Below are 14,112 nucleotides of genomic sequence, written 5' to 3'. Positions count from 1 at the left end.
GATTTTAGGATGCAGGAGCAAGAAGATTTTAAACAACTGGACATGCGTTACGAGGAAGCAGAACTTCGTTCGAAACGTAAAAATCCATCTTGGATCGACCGGGCATGGACGTTCTTCTCGTCCGTCAAGGTCGGGTTATGGCTGATCGGTCTGATCATCATCGCGAGTGGGGTCGGTACGATCTTCCCGCAAGAGATGTATATTCCGCAGGCAACACCACCGGAAGAATTTTATCAAAAAGAATACGGTACGGCAGGGGATATCTACTATACGTTAGGATTCCACAACCTGTTTGAATCATGGTGGTACATCGGATTAATCACACTGTTACTCTTATCGATCATCATCGTGTCGATTGACCGCTTCTTCCCGCTCTACCGAGCATTGAAGAAACAACCGGTCATCCAGTCGGACCGTTTCATGAATGGTCAGCGATTTGGCGCTGAAGCGACTGGAGACGTCAAAAAAATCGATGCGATCGCACCGTTACTTGAGAAAAAGGGCTATAAAGTTCGTCGGCAAGACGGGGCGCTCTTAGCGGAAAAGCAACGTTTTGGACGATGGGGTCCTTACATCAACCATATCGGTCTTGTACTATTCTTTGGAGGGGCGATGCTTCGGGTCGTACCGGGCATGCATGAAGATGAACTGCTTTGGCTTCGTGAAGGAGAAACATTACCGATCGAGGCGACGGACAACAAGTATTACTTGAAGAATGAGGCGTTCAATATCGAGTTCTATGATCCTGAGAAGGTGGACGCAAAATTCAAGAAATCACTTGAAGCAGCGGGCGGAAATGTACCGAAAAACTACGACACGAAGATGACGCTCTATAAAAGAGTCGGAGAGACAAGTGATTTCAAACCGAAACTCGAAGAAGTCAAATCAGGTGAGACGGCAGTCAACCGTCCATTCGAATTCGATGATTTCCAAGTCTTCCAAGAACAATACGCGGCAGATCCAGAATTTAAGACGATGTCGTTCAGCATCGTCAACCAAAAGACAGGTAAAGTCGTGGATACGATCAAGGTCGATTTACGTGAACCAAAAGAGACCTACAAGTTGAAAAACGGCTATGATGTCGAATTGAAGGATTTCTTGCCTGATTTCGTCGTCAAGGATGGACAGCCGACGACCAATTCTGGACGTCCTGTCAATCCGGCGTTCGTCTTTAATATCAAATCACCGGAGCACCCAAAAGGGGAGCGTAGCTTGATTGGTATCAAGCTGAATGTCGGTGGGGATGAGAACCAGTACAAGATGGCGTTTGCCGGTACGGAGCTCTCAAACATCTCAGGTGTCCGAATCAAGAAAGACTTGACGCTCCCATTCCTCTTTGCGGGTGGCATCATCTTCATGGCAGGTCTATTGATCGGGATGTACTGGCCGCACCGTCGTCTCTGGTTACGTGAGAAGAACGGTCGCATTCAGATTGCTGGATTTACGAACAAAAACGCATTAGGGCTTCAAAAAGAAGCCAATCTCGCGTTGACGGAAGTTGGTCTACCAGAACTTGAGGACCGACAAAAGTTGCGGGAAGAGGGGGAAGCTAAATGAACATGCTTCAGTTGAGCAGTAATCTGCTCCTAACGTCATTCATCGTCTACCTCGTCAGTACAGGTTTTTTCGCTGTTGCGACGAGTGGTAAAAAAGGTCCGACACGTTCTGGTAAGATCGCCTATACGCTCGCGATCATCGGTTTCCTGGCTCAGTTAGGGTATTTCTTTACGCGCTGGGCGGGTGCTGGACACGTTCCGGTCTCGAACTTATACGAATACACGACATTCTTTGGTATGATGATGGTCCTTGGATTCTTAATCGTCTATGCCATCTATAAAAACAATGTCCTTGGCTTGATTGCAATGCCGGTTGCCTTGCTCGTCATCGCTTATGCGTCGATGTTCCCGGATGAGGTCCAACCCTTGATTCCGGCACTTCAAAGTGTCTGGCTCAAAATCCACGTTACGACGGCAGCACTCGGTGAGGGGATTCTCGCTGTCAGTTTTGCGACCGGATTGCTCTATCTGGTCCACGCGACGGATTTCAATAAAGAATCGAAAACACGGACATGGCTTGAGATCGTCATGTTCTCACTCGTTTGTGTCGTTGGTTACATCCTCGTCGGCCTCTTGTTCAAAGCAACAGGTTCTGCATCAACGATCGAATACGTCGCGAAGAATGGTGCGAAGATGACACATGAATACACGATGCCGGTTCTGACAGGTCCTGAGAACGGAAAAGTCTTATCTGGTTCAGGTGCCGTCATTGAATTGCCGAACTTCTTGAATGCGAATAAGGTCAATACGGTCTTATGGTCAGTCATTGGTGGGGTCGTCTTATATGTGTTGCTACGTTTCGTAGTTCTCCGTAAGCGTGTCGCAGAGAGTCTGAAACCAATCGCGCGGAAGATTGATCTAGAAACAGCTGATGAGATTAGTTACCGTGCGATCGCGATCGGTCTTCCGATCTTTATCCTTGGCGGATTGATCTTCGCAATGATTTGGGCGCAAATGGCATGGAGCCGCTATTGGGGCTGGGACCCGAAAGAGGTTTGGGCACTGATCACGATGCTCTTCTACGTGTTCTATCTCCACATGCGCATCCAGCGTGGGTGGATCGGTAAAAAATCAGCATGGTTATGTGTTGGTGGTTTTGCCGTCATCATGTTCAACCTTGTCTTCGTCAACCTTGTCGTAGCGGGATTACACTCGTACGCATAAGGAAAAGAAAAGCAGCGGATCCGGAAACGGTCCGCTGCTTTTTCATGTTTCTCTGACAAAAGAGTATCATTTAGGGGAAATCAGCCAGTGCAAGCCATTCTTTTCGTTTCATAGTATACTAAAAGAGTAGTAGGATAGAGGAGTAGAGTTTAGTTTATAGGAGGAGACAGCATGTCAGAAGAAGCACGTATTTTAGTCGTCGACGATGAGGAACGAATTCGTCGCCTGTTGAAGATGTATCTAGAGCGGGAAAATTTCACGATCGAGGAAGCAGACAATGGAGAGACGGCGCTTGAAATGGCGCTTGAGACAGAATACGATGTCATTCTCCTCGACTTGATGATGCCGAAGATGGACGGGATGCAAGTTTGTGAAGAACTACGGAAAACGAAAGCGACGCCGGTCGTCATGCTGACGGCAAAAGGTGAAGAAACGAATCGCGTCCATGGGTTTGAAATGGGGGCAGATGATTATATCGTCAAACCATTCAGTCCACGTGAAGTCGTTTTGCGTGTCAAAGCAATCCTTCGTCGAGCGAGTGCAACGAAATTCCTCCATACGGATGCGAAAACAAAAGATGTCATCGTCTTCCCACATTTGACGATTGATAATGACGCACACCGCGTGACGGTTGAATCACAAGAAGTCAATTTAACACCAAAAGAATATGAACTCCTGTATTTCTTGGCAAAACAAACGGACAAAGTATTCTCACGGGAACAACTACTCAAGGAAGTCTGGAACTATGAATTTTTTGGGGATCTTCGGACGGTCGATACACACGTCAAACGTCTGCGTGAAAAGCTGAATCGTTTGTCTCCGAACGCTGCTCAAATGATCACGACGGTCTGGGGTGTCGGATACAAGTTCGAGAATAGTCCGACCTGACGATGAAATGGTTGCAAAGTGTAGTCATCAAACTATGGGGCACGATCCTATTGCTTGTCTCGGTCGTCTTGATCGCCTTGACGATCTTGTTACTTGAATTTTTCAACTCTTTTCATATCGAACAGGAGCGGGGGCACCTTGCAAAGCTCGGTCAACAAGTCGAGACCGTCTTTCAGGCGCACTCCGGTATCGAGGAAGGATCGAGTACTGCTGTCGAAATCACGGATATATATGGCGCGACATTAATTGCGAAGACCCAGGACGATTCTGTCGAAGCGAATATTTCACAAGCGAAAGCGAACCGGATCATCAAGGAGCTCGAACGTCAGAACTGGAAAGCGATCGATGGTGAAGAAGGTGAAACGGCAATCGGTAATTACGAGACCTTCGATGGAAAGGCGGCACTCGCGTATCGAGCACCGCTCATTACGAATAGCGGCAACGGAACGATCTACTTGATCGAACAATTGACGAATATCGAGCAAGCGAATGAAGGCGCACGTCAAATCATTCAGCTCTGTGTCTTGTTAGCGATCATCGGGACAACCGTCTTTGCTTTCTTCCTATCGACACGGATCACCGCACCACTACGGACGATTCGTCAAGCCGTCGTTGAGGCCGGTGAAGGGAAATTCGATCAAAGCCTGACGCAACGTTCACGTGATGAGATTGGTGACTTAGCGCTTGCCTTTAACGAGATGAGTAGCCAACTCAATCAATACGTCACGGATCTCGATAAGGAGCGGCATTTGCTCTCCTCGATTCTGCGCTGTATGGCAGACGGCGTGTTGACGTTCTCAAAATCAGGTGAGCTACTCGCGACGAATCCACCAGCTGAAGCATTTCTTGCAGGTTCTCCCGTACCGGATGAACTGATTGAACTGTTCCAGACAGTCATGAAGGAAGAGACGGAGATGACGGTTTCGTTTGAACGGGAAGGACGCTTTTACATCATCATCGTCAGTCCGTTACTCGAACAAGAAGAGCAGATCGGAGCGGTCGCTGTCCTGCGCGACATGACGGAAGCACAACAACTGGAGAAGATGCGGGCCGACTTCGTCGCGAATGTCAGCCATGAACTGCGGACGCCACTCGTCATGTTGCAAGGGTATTCGGAAGCGATCGTCGACGGGATGACGGAAAGTGACGAGGCGACGAAAGAATTTGCATCAATCATCTATGATGAATCGCAACGCTTGTCCCGTCTCGTCAATGATCTACTCGATCTCGCGCGGATGGAAGCCGGTTATCAGGAGTTACGGATTGAAGCCATCGAAACAGTCTCGTTTGCACAGCGAGTCATCAAGAAATTCAAACAAATGGGACGCGATAAGCAGGTCACTTTCTCGGTTTCCGGTCCGAACATCATATTTGACGCCGATCCGGATCAGATGGAACAAGTCTTGACGAATCTTCTTGGAAACGCCCTTCGTTATACGGAGAACGGAGAAATCAAGATTAAGATTGACGAAGATAGGGAAAACATTACATTATCCGTCATCGATTCAGGTGACGGGATTCCGGAAGAAGATTTACCTTTCGTCTTTGATCGTTTCTATAAGGCGGACAAGGCACGAACGCGCGGTAAGACCGGTACAGGAATTGGTCTTGCGATCGTCGCGAACGTCGTCCGTGCTCATGGTGGAGAGGTCGAAGTCGACAGCCGCTTAGGAGAAGGAGCGACTTTCCGAATCCGATTACCAAAAAAACAAAGGAAGCGAACATTATGAGTCGCTTCCTTTCGCTATAGGAGTGAATAAAACATGAAAATTTATACGAAATCAGGCGATGAAGGAGAAACATCCCTTGTCGGTGGGAGAGTCAAAAAAAATGATCGATTGATCAGCTTGATGGGAGAACTCGATGAATTGAATAGCTTCGTCGGACTTGCTCGGACCAAAGCATCATCGATCGAAGTACGAGAACAATTGACGGTCATCCAGCATGCGTTGTTCGACTGTGGCAGTGACTTGATGTATGTCGAACCTCGTCCATCACGGTTAAGTCAGGAAGCAACAGTTGATTTAGAAAGTTGGATTGATAGTTTAACGGAATTATCGCCACCACTCGACAAGTTCATCTTACCAGGCGGAACGGAAGCGGCCGCGACATTGCATGTGGCACGGACGGTCTGCCGTCGCGTCGAACGTTCGATGATCGATGTTCCCCAAGCGGCTCATTTGTTACCGTTCATCAATCGGCTCAGTGATTTCTTTTTTACAGCAGCCCGTTATGAGAATGCCGTTAACCAAAAAGCAGATATTGAATACGTTCGCAGTGCGCATGTGTTCAAACGAAAGGATGGAGAGTAATGAGTCAGTCATTTAGCACATGGAAAAAGGAAGGAACGAGCTTCCACCTCGTTCCGACCGATAAATTCAAGACGACGACGATCCTCGTCACGTTTTCAGCACCGCTAGAGGCGAAAACACTGACTAGCCGTGCGATTTTACCATACATCATGGAAAAATCGACAGCTGCTTATCCGTCGATGAAAGCATTACGTGAGCCACTTGAGACATTATATGATGCGGGGCTTTATGCGGACGCGTCGAAGTTCGGAGAAGAGCACGTCATCTCGTTCCAACTTGATGTCGTCCGTGGAGAACTCGTCCATCACCCGTCGTTATTAAAAGAAGCACTTGAATTGCTAGAGCAAATGGTGCTGTATCCAGACTTGACGGAAAGTGGTTTCCGCGAACAGTTCGTCAAACAAGAAAAGCGACTGCATGCCTTACGAATCAGCTCGCTGTACGACGATAAGATGCGCTACGCACAGCAGCGTCTCCTTGAATTGATGGCACCAGGTGAAGCCGTCTCGTTACCATCGCTTGGGACAATCGAAGAACTCGAACGGATCACTCCATCGTCCTTGCGTGATACATACCGTTCGATGATCGAAGACGATCGAATCGATGTCTTCGTCGTCGGACAGGTGACGAAGGAGGAAATGGAAGATGCGTTGTCCTTCTTGCCATCGCACTCAGAAAAAGTCAGCCATTACATCCCTGAACAAAAACCGGTCAACGGTGTGAAACGGTCGAGCGAAACGCAACCGATCAAACAAGGGAAGCTGCACCTTGGTTACCGGGTAGCGGTCGATCCGACGTCTGCCGATTCAATCCGGATGCAAATCGTCAACGGTCTGTTCGGTGGATTCCCACATTCGAAACTGTTCATGAATGTCCGTGAAAAAGAGAGTCTCGCGTATTATGCGGCTTCACGATATGCGGCATTAAACAGTGCACTCTACGTCTATGCAGGGGTTGACACAAAAGAAGCGGAACGTGCCGAGAAAATCATCCTAGAGCAACTCGTTGATTTGAAGGCGGGACAGTTCACGGATGAAGAATTGACACAGACGAAGGCGATGTTGATCAATGCGCGCCGTCAAATTCTTGATCAGCCGGGGCAATTGATTGGTTGGTTGAATGGTTCGAAGATGCGTGGACTGACACTTGAAGATGAGATCCACATCATCGAGACGGCGACACGTGAAGACGTCGTTCGATTAGCAACGGCAATCGATCTAGATGCCGTATATCTATTGCGAGGTGAAGCATGATGGAACAACTGACTTATCACGATACAGACGAAACGGTATACCACGAGCAACTCGATAACGGCTTATCCGTCTATCTGTTGCAAAAAAAAGGATACGAAAAGACGTATGCGACGTTTACGACACGTTATGGTTCGATTGATCAACGATTTAAAAAAGGAGAGGAATGGATCACGGTACCGGACGGCATCGCCCACTTCCTCGAGCATAAGATGTTTGAATCCGAAAAAGGTGACGTCTTCCAAGAGTTCGGTCGTCTCGGTGCCTCAGCGAACGCCTTTACCTCGTTCTCACGAACAGCGTACTTGTTCTCAGCCACGTCACTGATCGAACAAAACCTCGAGACATTGATCGATTTCGTACAAGATCCCTACTTCACGCCGGAAAGCGTTGAAAAAGAGAAGGGGATCATCACGCAGGAAATCCAGATGTATCAAGATAATCCGGGATGGCGCTTGTTCTTCGGTCTGATTGAATCAATGTATGCGACGCATCCGGTCCGAATCGATATCGCAGGAACACCGGAATCGATCAATCAAATCACAGCCGATGACCTATACACGTGCTATCGCACGTTCTATCATCCATCGAACATGGTGTTGTTCGTTGTCGGAAACATCGACCCGGAAGAGACGCTGGCATTGATCAAGGCGAATCAGGCGAAGAAGGATTATACGGATCGCCCGGCGATCGAGCGGGATTATGGTCAAGAACCGCACGGCGTGCATCGTCCACGTCTCGAACTCGAGCTCGACGTCAAGACACCGAAGGTATTAATCGGTTACAAGGACGAATCTGTCCGCGGCGAAGCACAAGTCCGTCGTGAGTTGACGAGTGAATTATTATTGCACCTCTTATTCGATCAAACATCATCGACGTATTTGGAATTGTATGAAGACGGTCTGATCGACGATACGTTCAGCTTTGATTACTCGAGTGAGGAAGAGTTCGCCTTCGCGACGTTCGGCATGGAGACAGAGGATCCAGACAAGTTTATCCAAGCATATGAGACACTTCTGCAAACGCGTCCTGACTTCACGGAAGACGAGGTCACGCGCAAGCGGAACATGATGCAAGGGAAATTCCTCCGTGCCTTGAATTCACCGGAATTCATTGCGAATCAGTTCTCGCGTCACGCACTTGCCGGTACGAATCTGTTCACGCTTCCGACATTGATTGCTTCGATTACGAAAGAAGAGATCGAAGCCCGTTTCGACGAGTTGTTCGCCATTGAAAACCGGGCGATCTCAATCGTCAAACCGTACGCGTGATGCGAATCCTCATCACCGGTGCGAGTGGCGCCATTGGTCTTGCGGCAGCAAAACAACTTGCTGCCGCCGGACATGAATTGGTGCTTCAGACGTATCGACAGCAAGCGGTTTTGGAACGGATGATAGAGGAGTGGCAAGGAGAGCACTACATCCTGACGGCGAATTTAGCGGATGATGAGGACTTGCAGGCATTTTGTACGGCGTTACCTGTCGTCGATGCCTTCGTCCATTGTGCCGGAACGAGTTATAGCGGTCTGTTGCTCGATCAATCGGCAACATCAATGAGTGAACTTTGGAGAATACATGTCGATGCGTTGATGCGCATCAGTCAAACCGTGACGCGGACAAAACCGTTTACGTCGCAGCTGGCGATCGTCGTCATCAGTAGTGTATTAGGGGAACAAGGTGTCGCGGGTGAAGTTGCCTATTCGACGTGCAAGGCAGCACAGCTGGGCTTCGTCAAAGCATACAGTAAAGAACTTGGACCAATGCATGGACGCATCAATGCGATTACGCCAGGATGGATTGATACGCCGATGAACGCGATTTTTTCTGAGGATGAAAAGGCAGAAGCGATTGCTGAAATCCCTGCCGGACGATTCGGAAAAGCAGAGGAAGTAGCTTCCGCGATCCGTTACTTGGTGCAACCAGAATCGAGTTATGTGTCGGGAGCCATCCTTAAAATAGATGGTGCGTGGATGTAAGCATTGGAATTTCAGTTCAGGAATGCTTTTCATTTTTCAAAAAATCATTTAACATGAGGAATGGATAATCGTATCAATAGAGGAGGATGGGCGCGTGAGTGAGTTCGGGCAATGGTATCTCGAATATGAATTAAAGGTCAACCGTCCCGGTATACTCGGGGACATTGCTTCGTTGATGGGAATGTTACATATTTCGATCGTGACGATCAATGGTGTCGATCATCAACGACGCGGTATGTTGCTCCAAACGAAACAACCGGATCAAATTCCACGACTCGCTGCTATTCTCAAGACGATGTCAACCATAGAGGTCATCAAACTACGAAAACCAAAACTGCGTGATCGGATCGCGATTCGTCACGGTTGTTATATTGATCAAAGCAGTGATGAACGAAAGACGTTCCGCTTCGTTCGGGAAGACTTAGGGATTCTCGTCGATTTCATGGCAGAGCTGTGTAAACAGGATGGGCACTTGTTGATTGGTGTCCGCGGTATGCCACGAGTCGGGAAGACGGAATCGATCGTCGCTGCAAGCGTCAGTGCGAACAAGAAATGGTTGTTCCTTTCTTCGACGCTGATCAAACAGACGGTACGAACGTCGTTATTCGATGACGAACGGACTGGGGATTACGTCTACATCATCGATGCCTTGGTGTCGCAACGGAATTTCGATGAACGGCACTGGCAGATTTTACGCGAAGTCATGCGACTACCGGCGACGAAAATCGTCGAACATCCGGATGCATTCGTCAAATCAAGTGAATATACGTGGGATGATTTTGATTACATCATTGAATTACGCAACACGACAGAAGAAATCATTGTGACTGAACTGCCTCGTTCCCATGGGGGAAATGATTGGTTCAACTTTGAATAAGTATGAAAAATGGAAGGTGTGTTACCGATGACCGAGCTCGGAACCTACTTAAAGGAACAACGAGAGGCGCTAGGCGTCTCTCTCGAACAAATTCAAACGACGACGAAGATTCAAAAGCGTTACATCGTCGCGATTGAAGAAGGCAACTATGATCAATTACCAGGTGCTTTTTACGCCCGGGCCTTCATCAAGACATATGCGGAAGCACTCGGTCTTGACGTCGACGAAGTCTTCACGACCTATAAGCGTGATCTTCCGGAACCGGAGGCACAACCGGTCGTCGAATTATCACGACGCGCGACGTATTCGAAATCAAGTGCACCGAAGAAAAGCGTTGCAAAGCGCTGGATTCCGAACATCATCATCATCGTGCTGATTTTTGCGATTGGTGCTGCCTTGTATTATGGACTTCAGATGTTCCTCGACGGTAACGAAGAGGCAAAAACGTCTGCACCGAAGCAAAACGATGTCACGATCGACCAAGGAGACGCACCGAGTAAAGAAACGGATGCGCCTGCGAAGACAGAAGAAAAGCCGAAGGAAGAACCGGCGAAACAAGAAGAAACAAAAGAAAAACCTAAAAAAGAAGCGCTTGCTGCGAAGTCGACATCTGGTCAAGATGTCACCTATGAAGTCGCAACGAAAGATACGATGAGTGTCTCGATTCAAATCAAGAAAGATGCCTCTCCATCACCATTCGTTGGTGTGCGTGATACATCCCTTGAAGGAGAAGCACTCGCGCCAGATCACATCAACGCGTCGGATCCGAATCCGATCGTCGTGAAGGACGCGAAGACGGACTTGATCCGGATCCGGATCGGTTCGATTAAAGGGATTGATAAAATCGTCGTCAATGACCAAGAACTGAAACTGAACCGTTCGCTTCTCGTCCAAAACATCTATCTGAAGAAAGTAGCCACGCCGTAAACCGGCGTGCCTTCTTTTAGATGGCATATTCATCTACATATGAAATGAAGGAGGAGGGCGTTACATGAACTTACCGAATCAATTGACAGTATTACGCGTTTTATTAATTCCCGTGTTCGTCATCGTACTTGCGATTGATCCGAACTGGGGACAGTGGGATGTACTAGGAGCTGAACTTCCCGTCTCACACTTCGTTGCAGCCATCATCTTCCTTGTTGCTTCACTGACGGATTGGCTCGATGGGTATATCGCCCGCAAACAAAATCTAGTAACGAACTTTGGAAAATTCATGGATCCACTTGCCGATAAGATGTTAGTCGCTGCTGCGCTCGTCTACCTTGTGGAACTTGACTTCGTTGCGGCATGGATCGTCGTCATCATTCTCTGCCGTGAGTTCGCTGTCACAGGTCTTCGTCTTGTCGCATCTGACGAAGGCATCGTTCTTGCTGCCGGAAACTCTGGGAAAGCAAAGACATGGGTCCAGTTGACATCGATTACAGCGTATTTATTGCACGATATCGTTTTTGCGATGTGGAATATTCCATTCGCAGACATCACGATGTGGCTTGCTCTTATCTTGACGATCTACTCAGGCGTCGAGTATTTCTCGAAAAACATCAAGTTAATTACGAAATCCATGTAAGTTGGATCAATTTAGACTGTTCGTCATACCGAACAGTCTTTTCTTATACTTCAAGAAGGTGAGGAATCGACATGAAAGCAGAAATCATCGCAGTCGGAAGTGAGCTTCTCCTTGGAGAAATCGCCAACACGAATGCACAGTACCTTTCCGAATGGCTAGCCAGTGCAGGAATTGACGTTCATTATCATACAGTCGTCGGTGACAACCGCGAGCGGATGCAGGAAACGTTCCGTCAGGCGCAACAGCGGGCGGATCTCCTTGTCATCACAGGGGGGCTTGGACCGACCGAGGATGACTTGACGAAAGAGGTGCTCGCTGACCTGCTTGGGCGCGATCTCGTTCTCGATCAAGCAGCGTACGAAAGAATCGAAGGATTCTTGAAGACACGTCAACGGGAGATGACGAACAATGAACGGAAACAAGCATTAGTCATCGCTGGCGCGACGGTTTTACGCAATGATGCGGGTCTTGCTCCCGGTATGTCGGTGCAGACGGAGCACCACCAGTATATCGTTTTACCCGGTGTGCCACGTGAGATGAAGCAAATCCTCAAAGATCACTTCAGTCATTTGTTCGGTCAAGAGACAATCCGTTCCCGAGCACTACGTTTCTTCGGAATCGGAGAATCGGCTCTAAACGATCGCCTGGAAACGTTAATCAAAGAAGCAACCAATCCATCGGTCGCCCCTTATGCGGAACTCGCTGAAGTACGGTTGCGTCTGACTGCTAAAGCACTCGATCAACAGGAAGCCGACCGTATGCTCGATGAACTGGAACAACACGTACTGGCTGAAGTGGGCATGTACTTTTATGGATATGGCGAGACAAGCCTGCCGGAAGTCGTACTGAAACGGTATCAAGAAGCAGGATTGACACTGTCACTCGCCGAATCACTGACGGGAGGAGCTGTCGCAAGTGGACTCGTTGATGTCAGCGGTGCGAGTCAAGTGTTGCGTGGGAGCGCCGTTGTGTATGATGATGCAGCGAAGCAAGGCGTATTATCGGTACCAGAAGTTTTGTTACGAGAGCATACTGCTGTCAGTAAAGAAGTCGCAATCGCGATGGCTGAAGGGGTACGCGAACTGTATCAATCCGATATCGCCGTCGCTTTGACAGGGGAAGCAGGTCCGACAAGCAACAGCGGAAAAGTGGTCGGAACCGTCTATTGTGCTGTTGCGGACGCACATGGAACACGCATCGTCGAATGGCAATATCCATCGTTCGACCGGGGAATGATTCGACTGCGCGCCGTCAAGGATACCTATTTCCTTCTACTGAAACATCTCGAAAAAGCATCCGAGTGAGAAAATTGGTCAAAGTGCAAGTATGCGAATAAATGTTCGTAAAATGCTTGTCATTCGGTCTCAAAAGAAGTACAATAATCTCAGTAAGATAATTAAAAGGAGGCCTGCTACGTGAGTGATCGTAAAGCAGCACTTGAGATGGCGTTACGCCAGATAGAGAAACAGTTCGGTAAAGGTTCCATCATGAAACTCGGAGAAAATGCGGATCAGAAGGTATCAGTGATCTCTTCTGGATCGATTACATTAGATATTGCCCTAGGTGCAGGTGGATACCCACGTGGACGGGTCATCGAAGTATACGGACCTGAATCGTCAGGTAAAACGACGGTAGCGCTTCATGCAATCGCAGAAGTTCAAAAACAAGGTGGACAAGCAGCATTCATCGATGCAGAGCACGCGCTTGATCCAGCATACGCAAATAAACTCGGTGTCAACATCGATGAGCTCCTCTTGTCACAACCGGATACTGGGGAGCAGGCACTTGAAATCGCGGAAGCACTCGTTCGTTCTGGTGCGGTCGATATTCTTGTCGTCGACTCTGTTGCGGCACTCGTACCAAAAGCAGAGATTGAAGGCGAGATGGGTGACTCACACGTCGGTCTTCAAGCGCGTTTGATGAGCCAAGCGCTTCGTAAGTTGTCTGGTGCAACGAATAAATCGAAAACGATCGTCATCTTCATCAACCAAATCCGTGAAAAAATCGGTGTTATGTTTGGTAACCCGGAAACGACTCCAGGTGGTCGAGCACTCAAATTCTACTCGTCTGTTCGTTTAGAAGTGCGTCGTGCGGAAGCGTTGAAAAACGGTACGGACGTCGTCGGTAACAAAACGAAGATCAAGGTCGTCAAAAACAAAATTGCTCCTCCGTTTAAACAAGCAGAAGTTGATATCATGTACGGTCTCGGTATTTCGAAGGTCGGTGAGTTGATCGACATCGGAACGGATCTGGATATCGTTCAAAAGAGTGGTGCATGGTATTCGTACAACTCAGAGCGTCTTGGTCAAGGGCGTGAGAACGCGAAGCAATACATGGTCGAGCATCCGGAAGTCGCAGCAGAGGTCGAACGTTTGATTCGTGAACATCACGGTCTCGTCGATCGCGAAGAGCCGGTTGATTTCGAAGCAGAACAACCAGAAGATCTATTTGCTGAATAAACCGTTTCAGAGAGGATTCGCATACGAATCCTCTCTTTTTTAGTGTAAAAGAGGAAAACAG

The 14,112-nt window shown here is 48.3% G+C and carries 13 protein-coding genes; all 13 read left to right on the top strand.

The genetic code is table 11. The features are described from left to right. Positions 1–9 precede the first annotated feature (9 nt). The 13 genes from BW42_RS07000 (at position 10) to recA (ending at position 14,051) form a co-directional block, all read left to right on the top strand. The gene (locus tag BW42_RS07000) at positions 10–1,557 is read left to right on the top strand and encodes a cytochrome c biogenesis protein ResB (RefSeq protein ID WP_081780387.1); all 1,548 of its coding nucleotides are present in this window, start codon (positions 10–12) and stop codon (positions 1,555–1,557) included. Continuing rightward, on the top strand, positions 1,554–2,720 hold the full coding sequence (gene ccsB / locus BW42_RS06995; RefSeq protein WP_035408879.1) for a c-type cytochrome biogenesis protein CcsB: 1,167 nt from the start codon (positions 1,554–1,556) through the stop codon (positions 2,718–2,720). The genes BW42_RS07000 and ccsB overlap by 4 nt, the downstream gene beginning before the upstream one ends. 171 nt (positions 2,721–2,891) lie before the next feature. Continuing rightward, a complete protein-coding gene (locus BW42_RS06990) occupies positions 2,892–3,608 on the top strand; it encodes a response regulator transcription factor (RefSeq protein WP_035408876.1) in 717 nt (238 codons plus the stop codon). A 2-nt stretch (positions 3,609–3,610) separates the two neighbouring features. Next, positions 3,611–5,338 carry an ATP-binding protein gene (locus tag BW42_RS06985; protein WP_035408873.1) on the top strand — a complete coding sequence of 576 codons (1,728 nt, stop codon included), beginning with the start codon at positions 3,611–3,613 and terminating at the stop codon, positions 5,336–5,338. Positions 5,339–5,371: 33 nt separating this feature from the next. Continuing rightward, the gene (locus BW42_RS06980) at positions 5,372–5,920 is read left to right on the top strand and encodes a cob(I)yrinic acid a,c-diamide adenosyltransferase (protein ID WP_035408870.1); all 549 of its coding nucleotides are present in this window, start codon (positions 5,372–5,374) and stop codon (positions 5,918–5,920) included. Beyond that, positions 5,920–7,173 carry an EF-P 5-aminopentanol modification-associated protein YfmF gene (gene yfmF / locus BW42_RS06975; RefSeq protein ID WP_035408867.1) on the top strand — a complete coding sequence of 418 codons (1,254 nt, stop codon included), beginning with the start codon at positions 5,920–5,922 and terminating at the stop codon, positions 7,171–7,173. The genes BW42_RS06980 and yfmF overlap by 1 nt, the downstream gene beginning before the upstream one ends. After that, positions 7,170–8,441, top strand: a complete 1,272-nt coding sequence (yfmH, locus tag BW42_RS06970; RefSeq protein WP_231496875.1) for an EF-P 5-aminopentanol modification-associated protein YfmH — start codon at positions 7,170–7,172, stop codon at positions 8,439–8,441. Before yfmF ends, yfmH begins: the two co-directional genes overlap by 4 nt. Next, entirely contained in the window at positions 8,441–9,145 is a 705-nt protein-coding gene (gene ymfI / locus BW42_RS06965) for an elongation factor P 5-aminopentanone reductase (protein ID WP_035408860.1), read from the top strand. The genes yfmH and ymfI overlap by 1 nt, the downstream gene beginning before the upstream one ends. Before the next feature lie 94 nt (positions 9,146–9,239). Then, positions 9,240–10,022 carry a DUF3388 domain-containing protein gene (locus BW42_RS06960; protein WP_035408857.1) on the top strand — a complete coding sequence of 261 codons (783 nt, stop codon included), beginning with the start codon at positions 9,240–9,242 and terminating at the stop codon, positions 10,020–10,022. 27 nt (positions 10,023–10,049) lie between these two features. Continuing rightward, entirely contained in the window at positions 10,050–10,949 is a 900-nt protein-coding gene (locus tag BW42_RS06955; RefSeq protein ID WP_035409716.1) for a RodZ family helix-turn-helix domain-containing protein, read from the top strand. Between the two features lie 64 nt (positions 10,950–11,013). After that, a complete protein-coding gene (gene pgsA, locus BW42_RS06950; protein WP_035408854.1) occupies positions 11,014–11,592 on the top strand; it encodes a CDP-diacylglycerol--glycerol-3-phosphate 3-phosphatidyltransferase in 579 nt (192 codons plus the stop codon). A 71-nt stretch (positions 11,593–11,663) separates the two neighbouring features. Continuing rightward, positions 11,664–12,896 carry a competence/damage-inducible protein A gene (locus BW42_RS06945; RefSeq protein WP_035408852.1) on the top strand — a complete coding sequence of 411 codons (1,233 nt, stop codon included), beginning with the start codon at positions 11,664–11,666 and terminating at the stop codon, positions 12,894–12,896. A 111-nt stretch (positions 12,897–13,007) separates the two neighbouring features. Beyond that, positions 13,008–14,051 (top strand): recombinase RecA, encoded by a 1,044-nt coding sequence (gene recA / locus BW42_RS06940; protein WP_023467702.1) that lies wholly within the window; start codon positions 13,008–13,010, stop codon positions 14,049–14,051. Positions 14,052–14,112 lie beyond the last annotated feature (61 nt).

The organism is Exiguobacterium sp. RIT341, from assembly GCF_000632205.1.
Classification (GTDB): Bacteria; Bacillota; Bacilli; order Exiguobacteriales; family Exiguobacteriaceae; genus Exiguobacterium_A.
This window is presented reverse-complemented; position numbering and strand designations above follow the sequence as displayed.

Coding starts and splice junctions, on each gene's coding strand:
- yfmH (WP_231496875.1), top strand. CDS start 7,170: ATGATGGAACAACTGACTTATCACGATACAGACGAAACGGTATACCAC.
- BW42_RS06990 (WP_035408876.1), top strand. CDS start 2,892: ATGTCAGAAGAAGCACGTATTTTAGTCGTCGACGATGAGGAACGAATT.
- ccsB (WP_035408879.1), top strand. CDS start 1,554: ATGAACATGCTTCAGTTGAGCAGTAATCTGCTCCTAACGTCATTCATC.
- BW42_RS07000 (WP_081780387.1), top strand. CDS start 10: ATGCAGGAGCAAGAAGATTTTAAACAACTGGACATGCGTTACGAGGAA.
- yfmF (WP_035408867.1), top strand. CDS start 5,920: ATGAGTCAGTCATTTAGCACATGGAAAAAGGAAGGAACGAGCTTCCAC.
- BW42_RS06955 (WP_035409716.1), top strand. CDS start 10,050: ATGACCGAGCTCGGAACCTACTTAAAGGAACAACGAGAGGCGCTAGGC.
- BW42_RS06980 (WP_035408870.1), top strand. CDS start 5,372: ATGAAAATTTATACGAAATCAGGCGATGAAGGAGAAACATCCCTTGTC.
- pgsA (WP_035408854.1), top strand. CDS start 11,014: ATGAACTTACCGAATCAATTGACAGTATTACGCGTTTTATTAATTCCC.
- BW42_RS06985 (WP_035408873.1), top strand. CDS start 3,611: ATGAAATGGTTGCAAAGTGTAGTCATCAAACTATGGGGCACGATCCTA.
- ymfI (WP_035408860.1), top strand. CDS start 8,441: ATGCGAATCCTCATCACCGGTGCGAGTGGCGCCATTGGTCTTGCGGCA.
- BW42_RS06945 (WP_035408852.1), top strand. CDS start 11,664: ATGAAAGCAGAAATCATCGCAGTCGGAAGTGAGCTTCTCCTTGGAGAA.